Annotated in this window: 23 protein-coding genes; 22 read left to right on the top strand and 1 reads right to left on the bottom strand. The window is 43.1% G+C overall.

All coding sequences use genetic code 11. The annotated features are described in order from the left end of the window. The first annotated feature begins 43 nt into the window (after positions 1 to 43). The 19 genes from gltS (at position 44) to EC328_RS03375 (ending at position 18,544) form a co-directional block, all read left to right on the top strand. Positions 44 to 1,282, top strand: a complete 1,239-nt coding sequence (gltS, locus tag EC328_RS03285; RefSeq protein ID WP_128425478.1) for a sodium/glutamate symporter — start codon at positions 44 to 46, stop codon at positions 1,280 to 1,282. 18 nt (positions 1,283 to 1,300) lie between these two features. Next, positions 1,301 to 2,200, top strand: a complete 900-nt coding sequence (gene ftcD, locus EC328_RS03290; protein ID WP_128425479.1) for a glutamate formimidoyltransferase — start codon at positions 1,301 to 1,303, stop codon at positions 2,198 to 2,200. Between the two features lie 74 nt (positions 2,201 to 2,274). After that, positions 2,275 to 2,838, top strand: a complete 564-nt coding sequence (locus EC328_RS03295; protein WP_128425480.1) for a cyclodeaminase/cyclohydrolase family protein — start codon at positions 2,275 to 2,277, stop codon at positions 2,836 to 2,838. Between the two features lie 35 nt (positions 2,839 to 2,873). Then, on the top strand, positions 2,874 to 3,449 hold the full coding sequence (locus EC328_RS03300; RefSeq protein ID WP_128425481.1) for a HutD/Ves family protein: 576 nt from the start codon (positions 2,874 to 2,876) through the stop codon (positions 3,447 to 3,449). Between the two features lie 123 nt (positions 3,450 to 3,572). Next, positions 3,573 to 5,153 (top strand): transporter substrate-binding domain-containing protein, encoded by a 1,581-nt coding sequence (locus tag EC328_RS03305; RefSeq protein WP_128425482.1) that lies wholly within the window; start codon positions 3,573 to 3,575, stop codon positions 5,151 to 5,153. Next, positions 5,150 to 6,493 carry a sigma-54-dependent transcriptional regulator gene (locus EC328_RS03310; RefSeq protein WP_128425483.1) on the top strand — a complete coding sequence of 448 codons (1,344 nt, stop codon included), beginning with the start codon at positions 5,150 to 5,152 and terminating at the stop codon, positions 6,491 to 6,493. Before EC328_RS03305 ends, EC328_RS03310 begins: the two co-directional genes overlap by 4 nt. Before the next feature lie 261 nt (positions 6,494 to 6,754). Continuing rightward, positions 6,755 to 7,750 (top strand): UDP-glucose 4-epimerase GalE, encoded by a 996-nt coding sequence (gene galE / locus EC328_RS03315; protein WP_128425484.1) that lies wholly within the window; start codon positions 6,755 to 6,757, stop codon positions 7,748 to 7,750. A gap of 23 nt (positions 7,751 to 7,773) precedes the next feature. Then, complete coding sequence (locus tag EC328_RS03320; protein WP_128425485.1) at positions 7,774 to 8,343, top strand: guanylate kinase; 570 nt, start codon at positions 7,774 to 7,776, stop codon at positions 8,341 to 8,343. Positions 8,344 to 8,430: 87 nt separating this feature from the next. Then, a complete protein-coding gene (locus tag EC328_RS03325; RefSeq protein WP_128425486.1) occupies positions 8,431 to 8,679 on the top strand; it encodes a hypothetical protein in 249 nt (82 codons plus the stop codon). 165 nt (positions 8,680 to 8,844) lie between these two features. Continuing rightward, complete coding sequence (locus tag EC328_RS03330; protein WP_128425487.1) at positions 8,845 to 9,039, top strand: hypothetical protein; 195 nt, start codon at positions 8,845 to 8,847, stop codon at positions 9,037 to 9,039. A gap of 125 nt (positions 9,040 to 9,164) precedes the next feature. Beyond that, on the top strand, positions 9,165 to 10,028 hold the full coding sequence (gene galU / locus EC328_RS03335; RefSeq protein WP_128425488.1) for a UTP--glucose-1-phosphate uridylyltransferase GalU: 864 nt from the start codon (positions 9,165 to 9,167) through the stop codon (positions 10,026 to 10,028). A 247-nt stretch (positions 10,029 to 10,275) separates the two neighbouring features. Further along, on the top strand, positions 10,276 to 10,455 hold the full coding sequence (locus EC328_RS03340) for a hypothetical protein (RefSeq protein ID WP_128425093.1): 180 nt from the start codon (positions 10,276 to 10,278) through the stop codon (positions 10,453 to 10,455). Positions 10,456 to 10,567: 112 nt separating this feature from the next. Next, the gene (gene ltrA / locus EC328_RS03345; RefSeq protein ID WP_240671456.1) at positions 10,568 to 11,809 is read left to right on the top strand and encodes a group II intron reverse transcriptase/maturase; all 1,242 of its coding nucleotides are present in this window, start codon (positions 10,568 to 10,570) and stop codon (positions 11,807 to 11,809) included. Between the two features lie 142 nt (positions 11,810 to 11,951). After that, a complete protein-coding gene (locus tag EC328_RS03350) occupies positions 11,952 to 13,118 on the top strand; it encodes a DUF2974 domain-containing protein (protein ID WP_128425489.1) in 1,167 nt (388 codons plus the stop codon). A 19-nt stretch (positions 13,119 to 13,137) separates the two neighbouring features. Beyond that, on the top strand, positions 13,138 to 14,430 hold the full coding sequence (locus EC328_RS03355; RefSeq protein WP_128425490.1) for an amidohydrolase: 1,293 nt from the start codon (positions 13,138 to 13,140) through the stop codon (positions 14,428 to 14,430). A 12-nt stretch (positions 14,431 to 14,442) separates the two neighbouring features. Next, positions 14,443 to 15,495 (top strand): S-methyl-5-thioribose-1-phosphate isomerase, encoded by a 1,053-nt coding sequence (locus EC328_RS03360; RefSeq protein WP_128425491.1) that lies wholly within the window; start codon positions 14,443 to 14,445, stop codon positions 15,493 to 15,495. Positions 15,496 to 15,515: 20 nt separating this feature from the next. Further along, the gene (locus EC328_RS03365) at positions 15,516 to 16,733 is read left to right on the top strand and encodes a trans-sulfuration enzyme family protein (RefSeq protein WP_128425492.1); all 1,218 of its coding nucleotides are present in this window, start codon (positions 15,516 to 15,518) and stop codon (positions 16,731 to 16,733) included. 33 nt (positions 16,734 to 16,766) lie between these two features. After that, positions 16,767 to 17,264 carry a flavin reductase family protein gene (locus EC328_RS03370; RefSeq protein WP_128425493.1) on the top strand — a complete coding sequence of 166 codons (498 nt, stop codon included), beginning with the start codon at positions 16,767 to 16,769 and terminating at the stop codon, positions 17,262 to 17,264. Between the two features lie 341 nt (positions 17,265 to 17,605). Next, complete coding sequence (locus EC328_RS03375; protein ID WP_164906014.1) at positions 17,606 to 18,544, top strand: hydroxyacid dehydrogenase; 939 nt, start codon at positions 17,606 to 17,608, stop codon at positions 18,542 to 18,544. An 89-nt stretch (positions 18,545 to 18,633) separates the two neighbouring features. Here EC328_RS03375 and EC328_RS03380 read toward each other — a convergent pair whose 3' ends face one another. Beyond that, a complete protein-coding gene (locus EC328_RS03380; protein ID WP_128425495.1) occupies positions 18,634 to 20,334 on the bottom strand; it encodes a sigma-54 interaction domain-containing protein in 1,701 nt (566 codons plus the stop codon). Positions 20,335 to 20,549: 215 nt separating this feature from the next. Here EC328_RS03380 and EC328_RS03385 point away from each other — a divergent pair, with 215 nt between their 5' ends. Genes EC328_RS03385 through gcvPB form a run of 3 tightly spaced genes read left to right on the top strand, consistent with a single transcriptional unit; the run spans position 20,550 to position 24,331 of the window. Further along, on the top strand, positions 20,550 to 21,326 hold the full coding sequence (locus tag EC328_RS03385; protein WP_128425496.1) for an SDR family NAD(P)-dependent oxidoreductase: 777 nt from the start codon (positions 20,550 to 20,552) through the stop codon (positions 21,324 to 21,326). Between the two features lie 17 nt (positions 21,327 to 21,343). Continuing rightward, on the top strand, positions 21,344 to 22,747 hold the full coding sequence (gcvPA, locus tag EC328_RS03390; RefSeq protein ID WP_128425497.1) for an aminomethyl-transferring glycine dehydrogenase subunit GcvPA: 1,404 nt from the start codon (positions 21,344 to 21,346) through the stop codon (positions 22,745 to 22,747). A gap of 21 nt (positions 22,748 to 22,768) precedes the next feature. Further along, complete coding sequence (gene gcvPB / locus EC328_RS03395; protein WP_206363909.1) at positions 22,769 to 24,331, top strand: aminomethyl-transferring glycine dehydrogenase subunit GcvPB; 1,563 nt, start codon at positions 22,769 to 22,771, stop codon at positions 24,329 to 24,331. Positions 24,332 to 24,347 lie beyond the last annotated feature (16 nt).

Raw genomic sequence — 24,347 nt, forward strand, 5'->3', positions numbered from 1 at the left:
GGAATTATTTGCAACATACTTTCAAATACTAAAGGAGGATATTATGAAATTCGAATTGGTTGAAGGTCTAATGTCAATTAGTCTTGACTCAGCAGTTACTCTGGCACTCGCCGCGGCATTATTACTTATTGGTTTTTTCGTAAAAGGTAAGGTCAAAATTCTTGATAAATACTGTATTCCTGCACCTGTAATCGGCGGCTTCATATTCATGTTCGTTACCTGGTTAGGTCATCTTTCGGGATCGTTCGCATTTTCTTTTGAAAATATATTTCAAAGCGCGTTCATGCTTGCATTCTTTACAACAGTAGGGCTTGGGGCAAGCTACAAGCTCCTTGTCAAGGGTGGTAAATTACTTATAGTATACTGGCTTGTTGCCGGCGTGATCTCAATTATCCAGAATACATTGGGAATTGCTGTAGCAAAGGTAATTGGGCTTGAAGCACCATATGCACTTCTTGCCAGTGCAATATCAATGATAGGCGGACACGGAGCAGCACTTTCCTACGGTACGACATTTGCAGAAATGGGCTATGAGGTTGCACCACTCGTTGGAGCAGCAGCGGCAACCTTTGGTTTGATATCTGCAGTTCTTATTGGCGGACCTCTTGGAAGAAGACTTATCGTAAAGTACGACCTGAAGCCGGAAGAGGATTCAACCTTTGATACTTCTGTTACTGACATCAACGTTAGTACTGGCCATAAGCTAAGCTCACTTGATATAATAAAGAATGTATCAGCGATACTTATTTGTATGGCTTTTGGTACAATAATAGCCGGATGGATCAGCAAGATAATCAACATGGGCTTCCCAACATATGTTGGAGCGATGTTTGTAGCAGTTATTCTTAGAAACGTAAACGAAAAGTTTCACCTTTACAAGTTTGATTTTGCACTTGTTGATGAAATTGGTAATGTAATGCTTAATCTTTACCTTTCACTTGCGCTTATGACTTTGAAGCTTTGGGAGCTCTCGGGTCTTATCGGTGGAGTACTGATAGTGCTCTTCGTACAAGTTGTCGTTCTTTCACTTCTTGGCTATTTCGTAGTCTTCAGAATACTTGGGAAGAACTACGATGCAGCAGTTATGGTTGCAGGTCTTGCAGGTCATGGACTTGGAGCGACTCCATCAGCTATAGTTAATATGACAGCAGTAAATGAGAAGTACGGTATGAGCAGAAAGGCTATGATGATAGTTCCAATAGTTGGAGCCTTTCTTGTAGACATTATCTATCAGCCACAGACTATTTGGTTTATAAAGACGTTTGTTGAAAGCTTGGTATAGTATTAGAAGGAGGTTAATATGAAGAAATTAATGGAATGTGTTCCAAATTTCAGCGAGGGAAGAAATCTGGAGGTAGTAGAAAATATAGTTGATGAAGCAAGAAAGATAGATGGCATAACTATACTTGACTACTCTTCAGACAAGGACCACAACAGAACAGTTTTAACTATGATCGGCGCACCCGACAAAATCAAGGAAGCAGCCATCAACACAGCTAAAAAGGCTGCAGAGCTTATCGATATGACCAAGCACGAGGGAGCACACCCAAGGATGGGAGCGACGGATGTTGTTCCGTTTACTCCCGTATCGAACGTAACAATCGCTGAGTGCATTGAGATTGCGAAGGAAGTAGCAGCTGAGATTGGAAGCTGGGGGATACCCGTATACCTGTATGAGGATGCTTGCACTAAAGAAGACAGAAGAAACCTTGCATCAGTGAGAAAGGGTCAATACGAAGGGTTCTTTGAGAAGATAAAGGACGAGGAATGGAAGCCGGACTTTGGCCCGCAGGAGATGAATGCAAAGAGCGGAGCAACTGCAGTTGGTGCCAGAGTACCTCTTGTGGCCTTCAACGTCAACCTCGATACTCCAAACGTTGAAATCGCTGATAAAATAGCTAAGAAGGTAAGACATCTTGGCGGCGGTTTGAGATACGTCAAGGCAATTGGACTTAAGCTTGAGGAGAGAAACCAGACTCAAGTATCAATGAACCTTGTAAACTATGAAAAGTCAGCAGTATATCAGGCGTTCGAAATGGTTAAGATGGAAGCCAGAAGATACGGTGTCAACGTAGTTGGAAGCGAGGTGATTGGAACTATTCCTATGAAGTCGCTGATTGATGTAGCAGAGTACTATCTTCAAATTGAAAACTTCAGTATCGAGCAAATACTTGAGAAGAGACTTCTTGACGAGCAATAAAGAATAATGGGATACCCCATAGGGCTTGCCTGATGCGGGCCCTATGTCTTAAGAAATCAGGAGGAGAATGGAATATGGATTACAAGGGTATAATGGAGCTTATACTCGATACAGATGATGTAACAGTCGGGGGAGGAAGTGCATCAGCGCTGTCCGGAGCCCTGGCTTGCGGTCTTATCGGAATGGTATGCAAGCTATCCACAAAGAAGGATTACGGATTGTCTGCAGAGGCTCAGCTTGAGTATGCAAAGGAGCTTGAGGATATAAGAGAAAAGCTTCTTCAAGGGATCGTCACCGATGCAAATGCGTATGGTGTGATCATTGATGCCTACAAGCTTCCAAAGGAGACTGACGAAGAAAAGGAAATAAGGAAGAAGGCGATCGCTGATGCTGGAATTGTTGGAGCATCAGCACCAATGGAGAATGCAAAGCTTTGCAGAAGGGTTTATGATATCGGCAAGGAGCTTGACGGGAAAACAAATCCAAATTGTCAATCTGACCTTGTTATCGGATTCGAGCTTGCGAAGATCGGGACTAACGGCTGTCTGATGAATATTGAGGCCAATCTTCCTCTGGTAAAGGACGAAGTTAAGATAGCCGAGTTCAATAAAGCTCTGGTTGAGCTGAGGATAGACTAGTTAAGGTTCCTTCGAGTAAAAGGAAGGTGGGTCATATGAAGGCTAAAATAATAAAAAGGGAAGATTTCATTACCGCCAAATGGGCAGGTGGTGAAACCACTCAACTTGCCATATACCCTGAGAATGCAGTATTCGCAGACAGGGATTTTTTATGGAGGATATCCTCTGCAACCTTTACGGCAACAGAGTCGACTTTTTCCGATTTTACAGGGTATCAGAGGTATATTCTGCCATTAAAGGGCGAGCTTTCTATATATCACAATGGCCTGTATGACAGACACTTAAAGCCATATGAAGTGGAGTACTTTGACGGAGCCTGGACAACGAGATCCACTAACTCTCCTGACTGCAGAGACTTTAATTTTATAGTAAAAAGCGGAAGCCTGGCCAGACTTCAGGTACTTCTGGAGGGAGAGGAATATTTTGTAAGGGAGTCTGCAATTGCAGCATTTTTCTCCATGGATGATTTTGAGATCGAGCATATTAGCTATGAAGAAAGAATAGGCATTGAAGGATTCTCTCTATATGTCCTTGAGACGGATAGTGAAGAGTGGATAAGGATATTTAATGCAGAGTCACCGGTTATAGTTGCTGAGTATATTTTGAAATGACAAGAATGCCTCCATTGGTTTGATGGAGGCATCTTTGATATGTAACAAGCTTTTTCTGGAGTTAAGTTTATCCTCATGGTAATATATAGCTATTGATCCACTAGTATTGGAAGGCTGGGAAGAATGATAAAGAGAACACTTGCTTTGACATTAATACTTATATTGCTAATTACCCATGCTGCCTATGGCTATGGAGATATTGAGACCTATCGGGTAGCCGGGGACATACAGTTTCCACCTTATGAGTTTCTGGATGTGGACGGAGTCTACAAGGGCTTTAATGTAGACATTCTTAAGGCTATAAGCCTTGTCACCGGGATGGAGTTTCAGTTTATGCCCATGAAATGGGAGGATGCATTTCATTCAATCGATAGAGGGCAGGCTGATATCATCCAGGGTATGAAGGAATCGGATGAAAGAAGGGAGAGGTTTAGCTTTACCGACTCTTTGTTGATGAATTCACAGTCAATTTTTGTCATGGATTCTAATTACTCCATAAGCAATAATTCGGATCTCGTTGGGAAGACGGTCTCTATCCAGAAGGAGGACGTAGTATATTTAGAGTTAAGCAGAATAAAAGACATAAAGATAATTCAGCATGACACTATGGAGGAAGCAGTTGCTGCATTAGTTGACCAACAGGTGGATGCCATGGTAGGGAACACTCTTACAGTCAGTTATATCTGTAATGAGAGAGGTTGGATCGATCAGGTCAAGATAGTAGGCGAGACACTAAACGAACAAAGGTACTCCATGGCTGTCTCTAAAGAAAATCCTGTACTATTGAGAAAGCTAAATGAAGGCTTAGACGAGATCCAGTCCAATGGTATGTATGATGCCATCCATAGAAAGTGGTTTGGCACTCCCATAAGAAACACAGGTGAAGAGACAGAGCTTCAGATAAAAATACTATTGCTTTCTATCTTTGCTCTCATGATGCTGGTTTTTGTAGTACAGCTTATCAACAGAAGGCTAAAGAAGATCATAGATGAAAAGACTCAAGAGGAAAAGGCTCTTATCAACGAGCTGAGAAACTATGACAAGCTTCAGTTTATGGACAGGATAATATCCTCCCTTGCGCATGAGATCAGAAATCCGCTGACGTCTGTAAAGATATACACAACCCAGATGAAGGACAAGCTTGATAATAAGGAATTTATGATAGCTGCCTCTGAGGACATACCTGAGGAAATAGACAGGATAGATGCTCTCATTTCAGAATTCATGGAGTTTACATCTCCCCGCAAGCCTCAGAAGAAGCTGCTTAACCTGAAAAATGAGCTTGAGAATGCGATCAAGTTTATCAAACTTCAGGTTAGGGATATCAATATTGTTATAGATGTTCCTGAGGATTTGTTTATTGAGTTTGATCTGGGACATTTTAAACAAATAGTAATAAATATCCTTCTAAATTCGAGGGATGCGTTGGCTGATACTGAAGATCCAACCATCATAATAAGAGGGTATCCGGAAGGGAAGATAGTTAATATTGAGTTCATAGATAATGGCTCCGGAATGAAGGAGGATCAACTCGATTATATATTTGAGCCTTTCTACACGACAAAGGAAAATGGCAACGGCGTTGGCATGTTTATCGTCAAAAAGCTGATCGAGGAGAACGGAGGGAGCATCCAGGCCAAACCTAATGGAGCAAGCAAGGGATTTGGGGTATATCTCAAGGTCATGAGGGGTGTTAGCATATGAAAACAAAGATTCTTATTATCGATGATGAAGCAAAAATACTCAGGGCTCTTAAATTTCTGCTTGAGGATGAGTACCAGGTATTTACAAGTGACAACATGACTGATGGAAAAAGGATATTTATTGAGGAGAAAATAAATCTTGTGCTTCTTGATTTAAGATTATCAGAGGGAAGCGGTTTAAATCTTATGGAAGAGCTCCTTTCCATAGATCCAAGTGCTGTAATTATAATCATGACGGCATATTCGACAATAGATAATTCGATCAGGGCAATAAAGGCAGGAGCATACTACTTTATAACCAAGCCGATAGATAATGAACAGCTATTGATATTACTGAGTACTGCATCTGAGAAGCTGGATCTTAAGAAAGAGCTTGATCAGCTTCAGGGTCATTTGAGGAAGACGCTGATTGGGGAATCAAAGTCTATCCTTGGTATAAGGAAAGTAGTTGATAAGATAAAGGATACTGATGCAACTGTCCTTATAACCGGGGAAAGTGGAACCGGTAAGGAGCTGATAGCTCAAACCATCCACACCAGCAGCAACAGGGCTAAGAAACCATTTATTGCAATAAATTGTGCGGCAATGCCAAGTGAACTCCTGGAAAGTGAGCTCTTTGGATATAAGAAGGGGTCCTTTACAGGTGCTTTCAAGGAGAATATCGGGCTTATCAGAAAGGCCGACAAAGGAACGCTTTTTCTTGATGAGATAGGCGAAATGGATGGAAGGCTGCAGTCAAAGATCCTGAGATTTCTTCAGGAGAAGGAAGTTAGGCAGATCGGAGATGAAAAAAACTTCCCCGTAGATGTCAGGGTCATTTGCTCCACAAACAGAGATATTAAGGAGCAAATCAGGTTAGGAAACTTCAGGGAAGATCTATATTACAGAATAAACGTCATAAATATCGTAGCTCCTCCCCTTAGGGACAGGGTTGAGGATCTGCAGCTTCTGGTCCCACATTTTATCCACAAATACAGGATAGCCTACAGCAAAGATGTCGATGGTGTGACAGAAGAAGCAATGAAACAGTTGAAAAGCTACAGCTTTCCGGGAAATGTAAGAGAGCTTGAAAATATAATCCAAAGGGCTGTACTGTTGAGTGGAGAGGACCAGATTGGTGTGGATGCACTCAATCTTAACAATCCTACGCTTATTAGAGGGGATCATGATTCCAGCGAAAAGCACATAAAGATTTATGAGGGTGAATCACTTAAGGACATAGAAAAGAAAGTTATCAGGTTTGCACTTGAGAATAACAGGCAAAACAGAAGGTGGACTGCAGAGAGCCTTGGGATAAGTGAAAGGTCATTGCGGTACAAGATCAAGGAATATGATCTATAAATCATTTTACAAGAAGATGCCCCGGGGAACCAGGGCATCCTTCAGGTTTAAAACTTGCCTGTTCCGGATCTTCTGATCCTCCTAAAATTGGTTGCTTCAAAGATTCACTGACTAATATCTATGGGATATAAAGAAAAAGCTGACGGCATTATCAAATAAAGCCGTTATTGTTTTGTATCAATCAAGGACATAGAGCCATAGTTTTGCTATAATCTAAGCATAAGAGCGGTTTACGAAAGCGATATGTGAGGAGGACTGATCATGAAGGTGCTTGTAACGGGAGGTCTTGGATTTATCGGAAGCCATACGGTTGTCCAACTCGCCAAAAGAGGCCACAAGGTTGTGATAGTGGACAACCTTTCAAATTCAAGAGAGGATGTACTGACAAGGATCGAAGAGATAACTGGCATAAAGTCAAAGCTTTTCATAGAAGATGCAACGGATGAGGCTTCGATGAGAAGAATTTTTGAGGCAAGTTCATTTGATGGAGTGATCCACTTCGCAGGATTGAAGGCTGTGGGTGAGAGTATAAAAAAGCCAATAGAGTATTATTACAATAATCTTGTTAGCACTATGGTACTAAGCAAGCTTTGCATTGAGTTTGGCGTGGAGAAATTTGTATTCAGCTCTTCGGCAACAGTATATGGCAACCAACCATCTCCTTTGTCAGAGATCATGGACCTTAAGGAGCGAACAAATCCCTATGGGGAAACAAAGGCCATAAGCGAGAGGATCCTGACAGATGCTGCAAAAGTAAATTTAGGGTTTTCTGTATGCCTCCTACGGTATTTCAATCCAATTGGCGCTCACGAAAGCGGACTGTTAGGGGAGGATCCAAGGGGGATACCCAATAACCTGATGCCATTCATTACCAGGGTGGCAAATAGGGATATTGAAAAACTGACAATATTTGGTGATGATTACGATACTGAGGATGGAACTTGTGTAAGGGACTACATTCATGTAGTTGATATTGCAGAAGGACATATTGCAGCAATTGAGAATATGGGGAAAGGTGTCAGTGTATATAACCTTGGAACGGGTAAGGGAACATCTGTACTTGAGTTGATTGAGACCTTCAAAAAAGTGAACGGGGTAGATGTACCATTTGTGATCGGGGAAAGAAGACCTGGGGACATTGCCGTTTGCTATGCGGATCCTTCCAAGGCTTATAAGGAACTCGGGTGGAAAGCCAATAAGAGCCTCGAGGACATGGTAAGGGACGCCTGGAGATTTGAAGTAAACAATAATCAATAGGTTTTTAAGGGGGAAGTAAGCTTATGATAAACATAATTGTATTTGTCGGGCCAAGCGGTTCCGGTAAGACAACTCTAAGAAATCAGCTCAGCATGGAGAAGATAATTACATACACAAGCAGAGCTCCAAGAGAAGGTGAAGTGGATGGAGTGCACTATCATTTTTCATCAGGAGATGAAATCCTAAGAATGCATGAGGAGGGTGAGCTGCTTGAGTATACACAGTATCATGGATATTTTTATGCAACCAGCTTAAGAGCAATATCCCGGGTGATCGATATGAATGGCACTGCTTCAATAATTGTTGACAAGAATGGAGCTAAGAAGCTAAAGGATAGATATGGAGACAAGGTTCTTGTAATTGGTATCACTGCTCCTGCGATCGAATGCGTCAGGAGGATGAGAGAAAGGAACGAACCTGAGATAGAGAGGCGTCTGGCATCCTATGAGATGGAGGTAAAATTAACTAACAGATATTGTGATGTTATAATAAACAACTCGGAAGCCAACTGGGAAAGGTCGAAGCTGCTTGTTCAGGCTATGGAAAAGGGACTTGAAGCTATGGGCTGCATGAGTGAAGGGAATATCTGTTAGGACCAATTTCTTTTTTTAACTTAAATTTTAGGTGGGAAACTTTAATTGACTACATAGTAATTGGGCATGGAAGAGAGAGGTGCATGGATGAAAAAGCTTGGTAGCGAAGTTAAATATTGCATATTATGCAAGGAAGTCCACGAGGTCGACATAGTTGAAAGCATCGACTGTGTTGAATACAAGGGTGAAGAGATCATGTTCAATGCAATCTATGAATATTGCAGGAAATCGCACAGATACATGGAAAATTCTGATATGGTAAGGAAAAACAGGATTTCCAAGGAGAAGGCTTTAGAGAGGAAACATCAGCTTGAGCTGCCAAGAGATAAAGGATAGGATTTGACAAATCAAAAAAAACAAACATCAAATATCCAAATATTGTGACACAACAGCTATATTTTGCTATAATGCTTTATAGGGGCAAATGCAATTATCCTATCTGCGAAAGGACGTGATGCTGCTGTGCGAAGGGTCGAAGGGAAGAAGTTTTGCTACCTGTGTATGCAGGAGCATGAGGTTGAAATAGTTGAGATCATGGAATGCGGAGAATACAAGGGGGAAGAGATCCATTACCCCGCAAGCTACGAATATTGTCCTGTCGCAAATGAATATCTGGAAACGGAAAGCTTGCTTAGGTCAAACAGATCTTCAATGAAGGAAGCTTACCACAGATCTGCTGTAATAAATGCATCGTAAGGTATAGCCATAGGTCAATGAACCTGTGGTTTTTGTTTTTCAGGCTTTCAACTGAATGATAAATGTTGTAAGATAAATGACAGATAAGAAAGGAGCTTTGCTTCTTTGAAACAGGAGGTAGTCAAATGAGGGTCAGAAAGGCAGTAATCCCGGCAGCAGGCTTGGGAACAAGGTTTTTACCGGCGACAAAAGCTCAGCCAAAGGAGATGCTTCCCATTGTCGATAAGCCGACGCTTCAGTACATAATTGAGGAAGCCGTTGATTCAGGGATAGAGGAAATACTAATAATCACAGGCAGAAATAAATCTTCGATCGAGAACCACTTCGATAAATCCGTAGAGCTGGAGCTGGAACTGGAAAGATCAAACAAGCGGGAGCTTTTGGAGGAGATAAGAAGGATATCCGATATGGCTAATATCCACTACATAAGACAGAAGGAGCCCAGAGGTCTAGGCCATGCGATCCACTGTGCAAAAAGCTTTATAGCAGACGAGCCATTTGCAGTACTTCTGGGGGATGATATCGTATACAGTGAGAAGCCATGCTTGAAGCAGATGATAGAGGTCTATGACAAATACAAGACCACGATCCTTGGAGTACAGCAGGTCTCAGATGATGATGTATCAAAGTACGGCATAATTGACGGGAAGTATATTGAGGATAAGATATACAAGGTAAAGGATCTGGTTGAGAAGCCGGCAAGGGAGTTGGCTACATCCAATATTGCTATCCTTGGAAGATATATAATAAATCCGGCTGTCTTTGAATGCATCGAAATGACAAAGCCCGGGAAAAATGGAGAGATCCAACTGACTGACGCATTGAAGCTCCTTGTTGAAAGAGAGGCTATGTATGCCTATATATTCCAGGGGAAGAGATATGACGTTGGCAATAAATTAGGGTTTCTTGAGGCTACAGTGGAGTATGCTCTCAGAAGAGAGGACATAGGAGAGGAATTCAGGAGCTACTTGAAAGGAATAATTGATTAGTACGAGGGATGTCTGGAAAGGCATCCCTTATTTGGTACGACGGGCATGCCTTCTGTCTGTGGTGAAAGTCCACAAGGGGCGTAGTTGCCGACGAACCCTATAGCGACTTGCAAGGTTCACATCGTGAGGTGTGGGCGAGAGGAAGCAATAGCGAAATCGTAGCCTGACGGACAGAAACCTGATACCAAGGCTTGCATGGAGGATAAGCTGGCCAAAAGCAGTGAAGTCCAAAAGGCAATCGTAACCCATGCAGGTAGATCAGGCAGGTAGACGAGGAAAGACAGAGGACTTATCCCGTGAGGTCTCATGGGCGGCTAAAACCGTAGTAATAACGAACCATGAGAAGTCAGCAGAGGTCATAGTACTTGGAAACAAGGAAGGACTGAACAATTCAAAGTCAAATGGACTTACGGATGTAAATGCATAGGCCTGACGAGAATCTCAGTAGCGAAGACGTAACGGAGCGAAGGGTTCACAGGAGGTAAGGTTGATATGCATGAAAGCAAAACAGGAAAAGGAGACAAATCATGTCACAACTAATGGAACAGATATTATCAAGAGAGAATATGCTGCTTGCATACAAGAAGGTAAAAGCCAACAAAGGAGCAGGAGGCATAGACAACATAAGTGTAGACGAAATTGATGAATATCTGAAAGGAAACTGGGAAGACATCAAGGAACGTATTCGTAACAGAAAGTACAAACCTCAGCCGGTGCTAAGAGTTGAAATACCAAAGCCAAATGGTGGAGTAAGAAAACTTGGTATACCCACAGTGATGGACAGAATCATAGAACAGGCAATAGTGCAGGTAATCACACCCATAGTGGAGCCACATTTCAGCGAATACAGCTATGGTTTCAGGCCGGGTAGACGAGCACAACAGGCAGTCATCAAACTATTGGAATATCTGAATGACGGATATATCTACATAGTGGATATTGACCTTGAGAAGTTCTTTGATAATGTACCACAAGACAAGCTGATGACCCTTGTAGGCAAAATCATACAAGACCCTGACACAGAATCACTCATAGCTAAATATCTAAAGGCAGGAGTGATGGACAAAGGAAAATATGAAGAAACCAACGAGGGGACCCCGCAGGGAGGAAACCTCTCCCCAATACTCAGTAACATCATGCTCAATGAGCTTGACAAAGAGCTTGAAGCAAGAGGACTTAATTTTGTTAGATATGCAGATGACTGTGTAATAGCAGTAGGAAGTAGTGCAGCTTCCAACAGAGTTATGAACACCATAACAAAATGGATAGAGAGAAAACTCGGATTAAAAGTCAACGCAGAAAAGACAAGAACCACAGAACCAACAAAGCTAAAATATTTAGGATTTGGTTTTGTGAAGATGGATGGTAAATGGGAGGCAAGGCCTCATCGGGACTCCATAGTTAAATTCAAGAGAAAACTCAAGCAGCTCACAAAACGCTCATGGTCAATCAGCATGGACGATAGAATAAAGAGACTCAATTGGGTAATCAGAGGCTGGATAAACTACTTTCGAATAGGTAAAATGAAGACTAATATGATACGAATAGATGGACACTTGCGTACAAGAATCCGTATCGTGATATGGAAGCAGTGGAAAACCAGTCAGAAGAGAATGTGGGGCTTAAGAAAACTCGGTGCTCCGGAATGGATGGTAAGACAGTCGGTAGGGTTTAACAACCATTACCAGGCAGTGGCTAAAACCACAGGTTTACGTAAAATATCAAAAGAAATCCTCGCAAAGCGAGGTCTCATTAGTTGTTTGGATTATTATTTGAATTGAACCGCCGTATGCCGAACGGCACGTACGGTGGTGTGAGAGGGGAATTAATTTTCCCCTACTCGATCAAATATTTGAAGAAACTTACTAATATTGAGGTATAATCTATATCAATAGGAATGTATATGAGTTAAGAGGTGCGATTATGGGAAACATCTATGATTATTTAGATTGGAGAGGTGACCTCTCCTTTAAACAGGATGACTTCAATGAAGTGGACAACCTTGTCTTGTCTGTACTTTGTTATAACGATTTTAGCGGCATCGTCCCAGCAGCCGGAGAGAGCGGGCATATACTCCTGAAGGATGCGGCATTGAGATTTAAGGAAACTAAAACGACTGAACACCTTAAAGACCTTCCATTTTTGAAGGATACCCCCGTATTTCTGGAGAGAGCTGCAGCAACAAAAAGGTTTGGAGAACTGAAGCTTTCAGGATATGTGGACCAGATCGACATTGAAAGGGCAAAGCAGTTTTCTGCAATGGTATTTACAATATTTGACGACCTTCACTTCATTGCCTTTAGAGGAACTGATGACTCAATTGCAGGCTGGAAGGAGGATCTGCAGATGAGCTTCAAAGATGAGGTCCATTCACAAAGGGAGGCAGTAAAGTACACTAAATGGGTGATGGAAAACTACTCAGGCGAGTTTTATCTTGGAGGTCATTCAAAGGGTGGAAATCTTGCGGTATATGCTTCGGCAAATATGGAGGGAGCCTACAGGGAGAGTATAGTCGAGATATACAATAATGATGGTCCCGGATTTCAACCTAAGGTTGTTAAAGCGCCGGGATATCAGGCTATAATCGAGAAGATCGTGACATTCCTTCCAGAGTCATCAATTATCGGAATGCTTCTTGAACATGGTGAGGAATACTATGTCGTAAAGAGCAGCGGTCTTGCAATGTATCAGCATAATCCATTTCTTTGGGAGATCATGGGCAATGAGTTTATTTACAAATCGGGGCTAAGCAAGGAAGGTATAAATATAAACAAAGCAGTAAGGTCATGGCTTACAAAGCTCTCCAATGAAGACAGGGAGAGATTTGTAAATACATTGTTTGATATTCTTCAGGGAACAGGTGCAAAGAGCCTGAGCGATTTGAACAATGAGAAAATCAATGCTGCCGATGCAATGATAAAGGCTCTTAAAACCTTGGATAAGGAGACCCAAAGGCAGCTTAGATCGACAATCGATCTTCTGATTGCCGAGAGTCATAAGACGATATTAAAATCTATTACTAACGATATAACCAATATAATTAAATTTGGCAGAAAAAAGATACAGAGGAAAGGAATTCAGGATCAATAATTTCTGAAAGGGGAATTTTATGCTTATAAAGAACACTTGCCTTGTAAATGAAAGCTTTCAGGTTGAAAGAGGAAAGTATATCCTGATTGAAAATGACAGGATCAGTTATATTGGCGATAAACATCCGGAAGGATATTTTGGCGAGACTTACAATGGGGAGAATAAAGTGGTACTTCCTGGATTTTTCAACAATCATTGCCATGTGCCCATGACGCTGTTAAGAGGCTATGGTGAAGGTCTTCCGCTTCACAGATGGCTTGCAGAAAAAATGTTTCCTTTTGAGGCAAAGCTTACTGGTGAGGACATTTATTGGGGCAGCCTTCTGGGGATAGCAGAGATGATAAAGAGTGGAGTCGTATCCTTCACGGATATGTACTTTGAGATAGAGATGATGGCTCAGGCAGTATCTGAAAGCGGTATAAAAGTCAATCTGTCCCATGGACTTTCTTATAACTCAAAAAAGCCATCGATATTTGAATTGCAAGGCTACAAGGATACTGAGAGGTTGCTGGACATTGCTTCCCGGGATAAGACAGGGAGACTTAAGATAGATATAGGGCTGCACGCAGAGTACACATCAAGAGAAAGTCTCGTTCGGGAGGTTGCTCATTATGCCAGAGAGAGAAACCTGATCGTTCATACTCACCTATCCGAGACACAGGGGGAGCATGATAACTGCAAGCTAAAGTATGGTAAGACTCCTGCTGAGTATTTTGCTGAATGTGGTTTATTCGATCAGCCAACTACAGCTGCCCATTGTGTGTGGGTAGAGGACAGCGATATTGAGATCATAAAATCCAAGGGAGTTGTACCTGTACATTGCCCATCCAGCAACATGAAGCTTGGAAGCGGATTTGCTCCAATAAAGCAGATGATAGAAGCAGGGATACCCGTTACTATAGGTACTGATGGGGCTTCCTCAAATAACAATCTGAACATGGTCGAGGAGATATATCTTGCAGCAATGATAAACAAGGGCTCAACCCAGGATCCTGAGTTTATGTATCCTGCTCAGCTTTTAAAGCTTGCCACAATAAATGGTGCCCGGGCTCAAGACAGAGAGGATTGCGGATCCATCAAGGTCGGCAACAAGGCTGATTTAGTTATTTTCGATATGGATAAGCCACATCTTCAGCCTGTTTTTGACGAGTTGGCCAATATTTTGTATTCGGGACAATCAGATGACATCTGTATGACCATGATAGACGGTCAAATCGTATATAAGGATGGGGAGTTTAAAACGATAGATATCGAGAAGGTCATGCACAAAGCAGTTGGGATCAAGGAAAGGATACTTTCAGAACTTGTTTAGGGAGGCTATATTGTGAAAAGATTTGACGATGATCTGGCCTTTATGCTCAGATATGAAAATGTTGCATGGTATGAGAATGGTAAGGTCAGGATTTTGGATAGAAGGATGTACCCGACAAAGATTGAATTTGTGACCTGCAGCACACACCAGGAGGTAGCTCAGGCGATCGCTGATATGGTTACGCAGAGTGCCGGACCTTATACGGCAGCCGGGATGGGTATGGCTTTGGCAGCTTTTGAGTGCAGGGATCTTGGTAGGAAGGAAATGTTGGATTACCTTGAGAAGGCAGCATACACCCTGTCTCATGCCAGACCTACCACGGCAAATAGAATGGTTCTTACCACCAATGGATGTCTCGAGGCTGCAAGAAAGGCTATGGACGAAGGAAGACCGGTCGATGAAGCAATATTTATGAGAACGATCGATTCTCTCAACAGGAGATATTCAACCATCGAGGTGGTAGCTGAGCACCTGGTTACCATGTTTCCGGATAAGGGAACTATAATGACTCAGTGCTTTGGAGAGACCATTGTAGGGATGATGCTTAGGGTAGCAAGGAAAAGAGAAAAGGATATTAAGCTATTTGTCCCGGAAACCAGGCCATATTTTCAGGGGGCGAGGCTTACCGCCAGCGTAGCTTGTGATATGGGATTCGATACTACTGTAATTACTGACAACATGCCTGCTTTTGTTATGAAGAGGAACAAGATAGATCTTTTCACATCAGCGGCTGATGTTATATGCATGGATGGTCATGTGGTAAATAAAATTGGGACTTATCAGATAGCAATATCTGCAAAATATCATGGAGTACCATATTTTGTCACAGGAATACCTGATAAAGCTCATCAAACCATTGATTCTGTAACTATTGAGGAAAGAGATCCACAATTGGTGCTTGAAGCCAGAGGCGTTAAAAATACTTTGGAAGGCGTAAAAGGCTACTATCCATCCTTTGATATCACTCCTCCACACCTGGTTAGCGGGGTGGTCACGGATAAAGGAATATTCATACCATATGATCTTAACAGATACTATGATACTGAGGTTAAAGAATACTATTAAATTTTGAGGAGGGGTAATCAATGAGTAAAATTGACCTGAATGACGTGATGTTTGAAACCATGGTGATCCATGCCGGTCAGGAGCCTGACAAGGGAACAGGTGCTTTGTCGACCCCGATTTTTCAAACCTCAACCTTCTGCTTTGAGACTGTAGAGGAAGGAGCTGCAAAGTTCAGTAAGGAGATACCCGGGTATGTCTATTCAAGAGGAGGAAACCCGACTAATCGAGCCCTGGAGCTTAAATGTGCCGCTCTTGAAGGCGGAGAGGACTGCGTTGCAACTGCATCGGGAATGGGAGCGATAGGTGCTGTTCTATTGGGTCTTGTCAAAACGGGCGACCACATAGTTTGTGGAGACACAATATACGGAGGGACCTCAGTGGTAATGAGGACCAATATGCCGGATTTAGGGATCGACGTTACCTTTGTAGATACTACGAAGCCTGAGGAAGTTGAAAAGGCCATAAATGAAAAGACCAAGGTCATATACTTCGAAACCGTCACTAATCCGACTCTTAAGCTTGCAGATATCGAAGAGATAGCTAAAATTGCTAAGAAACATGGAGTAAAGCTGGTCGTGGACAATACATTCTCGCCACCTCCTATCCTTTCCCCACTTAAGCTGGGTGCAGATTTTGTTATTCACAGTGTAACTAAATACATAAATGGACATGGCGATGTCATCGGCGGCGTTATCATTGGACCAAAGGATGACATAGCAGTAATCAGGGGGAATTATGTCACAAAGATATGTGGTACTCCTCCAAGTCCCTTCAACTCCTATCTGGTCATGAGGGGCATGAAAACCCTGCCGATCAGGGTGAGAGAGCACTGTAAGAATGCGATGGAAATGGCTGAATATCTTGAAAAAAGTGAGTATGTAAAAACGGTATACTACCCAGGCTTGAAATCCCACCCACAGCATGAACTGGCTAAGAAGATGTTGAATGGTATGTATACAGGTATGATAGCATTTGAGCTTAAGGATGATGTTAAAGGCCTGAGTGCTTTTGAAGCAGGAAAGAAATTCCTGAACAATCTAAAGATTGCCTCGATAGCAGTAAGCCTGGGAGATCCGGACACCTTGATCGAACACCCGGCAAGCATGACACACGCCAGCGTTCCACCGGAGAGCAGACTTGAGGTAGGCATAACTGACGGATTGATAAGATTATCTGTTGGTCTTGAGAATGTAAAAGACCTCATAAAGGACTTTGAGCAAAGCTTCGCGAAGCTATGATTTTGGCATAGATGATTACCAGGAGGCAGAGACATGAGAGAACATTTTTTTGTGGATGCGGAAGAGGTGTTGAATGATATACAAGATGGCCGGGCTTTCCTTGTTGCCAGGAAGGATGACAAGGTCAATGTAATGCAGATAGGATGGGGATTTTTAGGTTTTATGTGGAATCATTCCCATATGATGGTCGCCGTTAGGCCGACAAGGTATACCTATGAGTTATTGAAGGATGCAGATGAATTTGTCGTAAGTATCCCCCATAAAGGGAAAATGAAGGAAGAGCTTAGGATCTGCGGCACAAAATCTGGCAGGGACATCGATAAAATCAATGAATGCGGTTTTAAGATGATCGAAGGCTCAAAGGTGTCTGTACCCCATATTGGCGACTGCAAAATAAGCTATGAGTGCAAGGTTGATTATAAGGCTCAACTGGATCCTGAAAAGCTTGCTCCCTCGATCAATAGAGGAAGCTATCCTCAGGGCGATCACCATTTGATCCTGATGGGAAGGATCGTGGAAATTCATAAATAAAAAGGTTGACACAAGCTCCAGGATGGATTAGAATATCAGTAATATATTTAATGCAGTAAAGCGAGACAAGAGAATAGTTTTGCGAAAATGGAGATCGTAACCGCAAGTAAGGATAAAGAGAGCCAATGTTTGGTGCGAATTGGTGAATGAAAACGGCGAATCCACTCCTGAGCAGACAGGGAAGACCTGTCCGGTCGTAGCGCCGTTACACGCGAAAAGTTCATTCGAAGTCTGGATGATGAATTAAGGTGGCACCGCGCGAGTATACTCCCGCCCTTGACAATGATATGTCATGGGCAGGAGTTTTTTTATTCTCAAAAATTCTAATAGGAGGGGTCAAAATGAAGGTACTGGTAACTGAAAAAATCGACGGAAGAGGCATCGAATTGATGAGAAAAAGAGGTTTGCAGGTTGATGAGAAACTGAATCTCGAAAGAAAAGAGCTGTTGGATATCATCGGGAATTATGATGCACTTATAGTAAGGAGCGCAACAAAGGTGGATAGAGAGCTTCTTGATTCAGCTTCGAAAATGAAGGTAGTTGGTAGAGCAGGAAACGGTATGGACAATATCGATGTGAAGTATGCAGTTGAGAGGAAGATAGAGTGTATCAATGCTCCTGATTCAAATTCGATAGCAGCTGCTGAGCACACAATTGCTCTGCTTCTTGCTGTCTGCAGAAACTTGCCCAAAGGAGACAGCACTCTCAGGGATGGTCTGTGGGAGAGAAGCAGATTGATGGGAGTTGAGCTTTACGATAAAACCGTTGGGATAGTAGGACTTGGAAGGATCGGGAAAATGGTTGCGGCAAGACTTCAGGCATTTGGGATGAGAACTGTGGCATATGATCCCTTTATACCTGAGTTGGATATGGCAAGGTTGAATGTGAAAAAGGTAGACACAATAGATGAGCTTATGAAAATATGTGATTTTATCACAGTGCATATGCCAAAGACTAAGGATACCATTGGACTTATAGGTGAGGAAGAGCTCAAGCTTGCGAAAAAGGATCTTAGGATAATCAACTGCGCAAGAGGTGGTTTGGTAGATGAGAATGCTCTTTATACAGCTCTTGTGGAAGGCAGGATAGCTGGGGCCGGCATTGATGTGTTTGTCGAGGAGCCTTGTACTGGCAATCCCTTGCTTACGCTTGACAATGTCGTAGCTACTCCACATCTTGGGGCAAGCACCAGGGAGGCTCAAGTGAAGGCAGGCATAATGACAGCAGAAAAAATAGCGGCGATCCTCCTGGGAGAGGAAGAAATGACAGGAACAAGATAAGGACACTGGGCCACCGGGGACGGTTCTTTTTGGCTGGAGTTTTCTAAAATAATAAACAATTCCTGCCAAAAAGGACCGTCCCCGGTGGCTTATTTTAGTCTTCTGTAGAGGGTTCTTAGGCTGATACCCAGTTCTTCAGCGGTTTTGATCTTCCCATTCATATCCCAGCCATTTTTATCCAATGCAGATATGATTATCGATGACTCGCTTTTGGATAGCTTAGAACGAAGATCTGACTCTAATTCGCAGTTACTGAATATGCGTGCCGGCAGACTTGTCAGATTTATTCTGGAGGTCTCCTCCATATTCATAGCATATTCTATTGAATTCTCAAGCTCCCTGACATTCCCTGGCCAGGAGTAGTCCATCATAGCCTCTAAAGCCAGATCATCGATTCCCAACAATCTTTTTGAAAGCTTTGAGTTCATAGCCTTGATAAAATGGTCGATCAGAATGGGGATGTCTGATTTCCTTTCTCTAAGCGGCGGAAGATGGATCGGGACCACATTTAATCTGTAGAACAGATCCTCCCTGAATTTGCCTTCGCTCATCAATAGCTCAAGATCCTGGTTCGTTGCTGCTATTATTCTCACATTCAACGGGATGTTTGTAATGCTGCCCAGTCTTTGTATAACTCCATCCTGCAGGAATCTCAAGAGCTTAGCCTGGGAATGATGAGGAAGCTCGCCTATCTCATCAAGAAAGACTGTCCCATTATTTGCCAATTCAAGTATTCCTGGCTTACCTCTTTTCCTGGCTCCTGTAAATGCTCCCTCCTCGTAACCGAATAGCTCAGATTCAAAAAGGCTCTCGGGAATATTTGCGCAATTGACCGGAATAAACGGCTTATTGCTGCGGTTGCTGGTAAAGTGGATCGCTTTTGCTGCTATTTCCTTGCCGGTACCTGATTCGCCTGTTATAAGGACCGATGAAGGCGACGAGGATATTTTATCTATTATCCTTTTAACCTCCATAAGCTTAGGATCCCGGGTGATTATTCTATCAAGATAGCTTGCTGAAGGAGACCTTTTCAGGGCTTCGCCATCCCGTTTATCAAACCGCAGTACATAGCCCTCGATTCCATTTTCAGTTGATAGCGGAGTAGAGAATACCTCCCCGCTGAATCCTTCAAAGACCAAGCTTTTGCTGGAGGGGTATGACGATCCGAAGATCCAGCCTGAAAACTCCTGTGGAAATATCATTCCAAGACTTTGGGTGTAGAGGTCGCAATACGAGAGAAGCTCCTGTGTGCCGTCATCCCAGTGGAGCAGATATCCATTTCTGTCAATGACCATGTAATTCATTCCTGATTCCCTGATCAGATGCTCAATTGCCTTGCTTAGGATCCCTGGAGTACTTCTTGCAACTTCATTGTGTGCATACATGGAGATGAGGTTTGACATATAACCCAGTATCTCCATATATTTATGTAAATTTTCCTCGATCAGGGCATGCCCCTCTTGAGTGAAGGAAGTCATGCTGACAACCCCGATGGGCTGGCCATCCAGCTTCACGCAGGACAGTATTTCAATAGTTGATGGACAGTTGTTGGCAAAACGGCAACCGATGCAGGACTTCATAAGCCCAGGCTTATTGACGACGACATTTCCCAAGCTTAGGACCTCCTCTATGGAGGCGGTATGTACACTTTGACCTTTTCTTTTTAGATAAACACCGGTGCTGCTGACAAGCTCTGCCTCTGTATCAAATATCGCGTATTCCATATTAGTCAGAGTGGTCATAGTCGAGATTATGTCATTAAGGTTGTTTTTGATTGAATTCAGGTTCATAATATCCAGCTCCTTGACAAAATAGACAAATAAATTGACAAATGCGACAATTTTAGTATATCACATAAAAGCAGTCTTACAACAATAAAAGGTTTTATTTTCTTTGAATCGGGTGAAACTCAATATTTCAAAATTATTTTTAAGATAATAGGAAGTTGGCATGGGAAATGCAATACATCCTAATAAGTATAACAAGTACAAAGGAGGGCAAGTATATGTATAATCCATTGGATTTTACCGGAAAGGTTGTAGTTATCTCAGGTGGAGCTTCAGGTATAGGTCTTGGGACAGGGAAGCTGTTTGCAAAGCATGGTGCATCTGTGGTTCTTCTTGACATAAATGAGAGCCAGGGTGGGAAGGCTGTTGAGGAGATTGCAGCCGAAGGCAATAAGGCAATTTTTATGAAGTGTGATGTTACAAATGAGGAGAATGTAAGCTCAGTAATTAATAGCATCGATGAAAAATATGGCAAAATCGACGTTCTTTTCAACAACGCCGGCGTGACTGTAAGAAAAACTGTGGTGGATCTAAGCGAAAAGGAATGGGATTTCGTCCTTGGCGTCGGACTTAAGGGAACATTCCTTCTTTCAAAATACACCATCCCCGTAATGGCAAGAAATGGCGGAGGAAGCATAGTAAACACCGGCTCCGGCTGGGGTTTGAAGGGTGGAGACAAAGCGGCAGCATACTGTGCCGTCAAGGGTGGCATTGTAAATCTAACCCGGGCGATGGCGATCGATCACGGTCCACAAAATATAAGAGTTAATTCAGTAAATCCCGGGGATACGGATACAGCCATGCTAAGAGATGAGGGGAAGCAGCTTGGAGAAGTCGAGATAGACAAGTTCCTTGCCGATTCTGCAAAGGGCAGGCCGCTTGAAAGACTTGGGACACCTCTGGATATTGCAAAGGCGGTACTGTTTTTAAGCAGCGATATGGCTTCGTGGATAACGGGAGCCGCACTGGTTGTGGACGGCGGCGGAATAGCATAAAAGGGAGGAAAAGGATAATGAAAGACTATGGATTTAAAAACCATCCGTACATACCAAATTCCGGAGCTGAGGTCCAGAAGAAAATGCTGGATTATCTTGGATTGAAATCTCTCGAGGACCTTCATGCTGAGATCCCAGAGGAGCTTAAGCTTAACAGACCTCTTGATCTTCCAAAGCCATATGGTTCAGAGTATGAGTTAAGGAGGGCGGTCGAGAAGCTGCTGTCCAAAAACATGACAGCCAAGGAATACTTAAACTTTTTAGGAGCCGGATGCTGGCAGCACTATGTACCAGCTATATGCGATGAAGTAAACAGCAGATCAGAGTTTTTAACTGCATATGCTGGTGAGCCGTACAACGATCACGGGAGATTTCAAACCTTATTTGAATATGAGTCGCTGGTTGCGGAACTGTTGGACATGGAGGTAGTGAACGTTCCCACATTCGACTGGGGACAGGCAGCGGCGACATCGATAAGAATGGCTTCCAGAATGACCGGAAGGGGAGGGGCTCTTGTAGTTGGTACCATCGATCCTGACAGATCGATGATAATAGAAAACTATTGCGACCCGGGAGTTAAGATAAGTAAACTGGCATACGATGAAAAAACCGGAATGATGGACCTTGAGGATCTTAAGGTGAAGCTATCCTCCAATATTGCAGCTGTATACTTTGAAAACCCATCATTCCTTGGCTTCCTTGAGACCAAAGGAAGCGAGATATCAAGACTGGCACATGAAGCTGGAGCAGTATCTATCGTAGGGGTAGACCCAAGCAGCCTTGGAGTGATCGAACCTCCTTCAGCATATGGAGCTGATATAATCTGTGGTGATCTTCAACCACTGGGGATGCATATGAACTATGGCGGCGGGCAATCAGGATTTATTTCCACAAGAAACGAGGAACGCTTTGTCATGGAGTTCCCATCAAGATTGTTCGGTGTGGCACCGACAATTGTAGAGGGAGAGTACGGATTTGGAGATGTTGCCTACGAAAGGACATCCTTTGGAAACCTCAGGGAAAAGGGCAAGGAGTACGTCGGCACCCAAACAGCGCTTTTAGGCATAACTGCAGGGGTATACCTTTCAACCATGGGTCCAAAGGGAATGGAGGAGCTTGGACAAAACATAATCCAGAAGTCCCAATATACGATCAAGGAACTTTCAGAGTTAAAGGGCGTTGTCGGCTCAAGGTTTGAAGGTTTCAGCTTCAAGGAGTTCGTAGTCGATTTCAATGGTACAGGAAAAACTGTGGAGGAGATAAACGAAGCCTTGCTTCAAAAGGGAATATTCGGAGGCAAAGACCTGTCAAAGGCCTTCCCTGAGATGGGGCAGTGCGCTCTATATTGTGTAACAGAGGTACACATGAAGGAAGATATCGACAGGCTGGTTTCTGCAATCAAAGAAATCGTTGAAGAATAATCCATAGAAAGGACTGATATCATGAAGCGGATAATAAGAAAAAATAGAGTTAGAAGCTTTCATCAGGCTAGGTGGAATGAACCTATAATTTTTGAGCTTGGTTCAGCCGGAGAGCGTGGAATACTCGTACCCAAGGCTGAGGAAGAAATAGTTGAGAAGGTTGGAAATGGCTTTGACAGCATTCCAGCAGGAATGAGAAGGAGCGTCCCGCTTAAGCTTCCCGAGATAAACCAGAAAAGAGTACTTATGCACTACCTGAGACTCTCCCAGGAGACTCTTGGTGGAAATATAAATATTGAAATAGGTCAGGGAACGTGTACTGTCAAATACAACCCGGTCGTAAATGATAAGCTGGCCGCATCGGAGAAGATGTCAGAGCTTCATCCTTTACAGGATACATCAACTACCCAGGGGATCCTTGAGATAATCCACAGGACCGATCTGATGATGCGAGAGATATCAGGCATGGATCACTTCAGCTTCCAGGCAGCAGGTGGATCTCAGGCTACTATGACTATGGCATCGATCGTAAGGATGTACCACAGGCTTAGAGGAGAGGAAGAACAGAGAGACGAAATAATAACTACGGTTTATTCTCACCCATCAGATGCTGCAGCTCCTGCTCTTAAGGGCTATAAGATAATAACCATTATGGCTGATGAAAATGGCAGGCCGGACTACGAGGCTTTTAAGGCTGCTGTAAGTGAGAGGACTGCCGCTTTTGTAGTTGCCAATCCCGAGGATACCGGTATATTCAATCCCAGGATCAAGGAATTTACCGATTTGGTTACAAAAGCGGGCGGTTTGAACTGCTACGACCAGGCAAATGCCAATGGTTTGTATGGCGTTGCCAGAGCGAGAGAAGCAGGCTTCCATATGTGTTATTTCAATCTTCATAAATCCTTTGGGACACCACATGGATGTGGAGGGCCTGGTTCAGGAGCAGTCGGGGTTATCTCTGAGCTGAGAGATTTTCTGCCTAAGCCGCTTGTTGAATTCGACGGTGAAAAGTACTTTCTGGATTATGACATAAAAAACAGCATTGGAAAGGTTAGAGCCTTCATAGGGACTCCTCAGGTCGTCCTCAAGGCTTACAGCTGGATAATGAGTCTTGGAGCCGAGGGCCTTTACGAGGTGGCGAAGGTTGCTTCCTTAAATAACGTATACCTCATAAAGAGGCTGCTTGAATACAAAGGGCTGGAGCTTCCATACAGAGAGGATGTCCAGAGGATCGAGCAGGCAAGGTATACCATGGAAAAGATTGCGAAGGATACTGGATTCAGCTCCGGAGATATTGCAAGACGAGTAATGGATTTCGGTATGCACATATGGTCAAGCCACCATCCATTCTATATTCCTGACCCATTGACACTTGAGCCTACAGAAACTCCATCCATGGAGGACCTTGAGGAGTATGTCGAGACCCTGCACCATATATTAGGCGAAGCTTACAATAATCCTGAAATAATCAAGAGTGCACCAAACAATAGCACTATCCATATGGTGGATGAATCCAGTATGGACGACCCTGATCAGTGGTGTCCTACCTGGAGGGTCTACCAGGAAAAAACCAAAGTAGAATAAACGGAAGTGATCCTAT

The organism is Gudongella oleilytica, assembly GCF_004101785.1.
In the GTDB taxonomy this organism is placed as follows: domain Bacteria; phylum Bacillota; class Clostridia; order Tissierellales; family Tissierellaceae; genus Gudongella; species Gudongella oleilytica.

What these genes read in the sequence shown, in the direction of transcription:
- gltS (WP_128425478.1), top strand. Translation starts at nt 44, where the DNA reads ATGAAATTCGAATTGGTTGAAGGTCTAATGTCAATTAGTCTTGACTCA.
- ftcD (WP_128425479.1), top strand. Translation starts at nt 1,301, where the DNA reads ATGAAGAAATTAATGGAATGTGTTCCAAATTTCAGCGAGGGAAGAAAT.
- EC328_RS03295 (WP_128425480.1), top strand. Translation starts at nt 2,275, where the DNA reads ATGGATTACAAGGGTATAATGGAGCTTATACTCGATACAGATGATGTA.
- EC328_RS03300 (WP_128425481.1), top strand. Translation starts at nt 2,874, where the DNA reads ATGAAGGCTAAAATAATAAAAAGGGAAGATTTCATTACCGCCAAATGG.
- EC328_RS03305 (WP_128425482.1), top strand. Translation starts at nt 3,573, where the DNA reads ATGATAAAGAGAACACTTGCTTTGACATTAATACTTATATTGCTAATT.
- EC328_RS03310 (WP_128425483.1), top strand. Translation starts at nt 5,150, where the DNA reads ATGAAAACAAAGATTCTTATTATCGATGATGAAGCAAAAATACTCAGG.
- galE (WP_128425484.1), top strand. Translation starts at nt 6,755, where the DNA reads ATGAAGGTGCTTGTAACGGGAGGTCTTGGATTTATCGGAAGCCATACG.
- EC328_RS03320 (WP_128425485.1), top strand. Translation starts at nt 7,774, where the DNA reads ATGATAAACATAATTGTATTTGTCGGGCCAAGCGGTTCCGGTAAGACA.
- EC328_RS03325 (WP_128425486.1), top strand. Translation starts at nt 8,431, where the DNA reads ATGAAAAAGCTTGGTAGCGAAGTTAAATATTGCATATTATGCAAGGAA.
- EC328_RS03330 (WP_128425487.1), top strand. Translation starts at nt 8,845, where the DNA reads ATGCAGGAGCATGAGGTTGAAATAGTTGAGATCATGGAATGCGGAGAA.
- galU (WP_128425488.1), top strand. Translation starts at nt 9,165, where the DNA reads ATGAGGGTCAGAAAGGCAGTAATCCCGGCAGCAGGCTTGGGAACAAGG.
- EC328_RS03340 (WP_128425093.1), top strand. Translation starts at nt 10,276, where the DNA reads ATGCAGGTAGATCAGGCAGGTAGACGAGGAAAGACAGAGGACTTATCC.
- ltrA (WP_240671456.1), top strand. Translation starts at nt 10,568, where the DNA reads ATGGAACAGATATTATCAAGAGAGAATATGCTGCTTGCATACAAGAAG.
- EC328_RS03350 (WP_128425489.1), top strand. Translation starts at nt 11,952, where the DNA reads ATGGGAAACATCTATGATTATTTAGATTGGAGAGGTGACCTCTCCTTT.
- EC328_RS03355 (WP_128425490.1), top strand. Translation starts at nt 13,138, where the DNA reads ATGCTTATAAAGAACACTTGCCTTGTAAATGAAAGCTTTCAGGTTGAA.
- EC328_RS03365 (WP_128425492.1), top strand. Translation starts at nt 15,516, where the DNA reads ATGAGTAAAATTGACCTGAATGACGTGATGTTTGAAACCATGGTGATC.
- EC328_RS03370 (WP_128425493.1), top strand. Translation starts at nt 16,767, where the DNA reads ATGAGAGAACATTTTTTTGTGGATGCGGAAGAGGTGTTGAATGATATA.
- EC328_RS03375 (WP_164906014.1), top strand. Translation starts at nt 17,606, where the DNA reads ATGAAGGTACTGGTAACTGAAAAAATCGACGGAAGAGGCATCGAATTG.
- EC328_RS03380 (WP_128425495.1), bottom strand. Translation starts at nt 20,334, where the DNA reads ATGAACCTGAATTCAATCAAAAACAACCTTAATGACATAATCTCGACT.
- EC328_RS03385 (WP_128425496.1), top strand. Translation starts at nt 20,550, where the DNA reads ATGTATAATCCATTGGATTTTACCGGAAAGGTTGTAGTTATCTCAGGT.
- gcvPA (WP_128425497.1), top strand. Translation starts at nt 21,344, where the DNA reads ATGAAAGACTATGGATTTAAAAACCATCCGTACATACCAAATTCCGGA.
- gcvPB (WP_206363909.1), top strand. Translation starts at nt 22,769, where the DNA reads ATGAAGCGGATAATAAGAAAAAATAGAGTTAGAAGCTTTCATCAGGCT.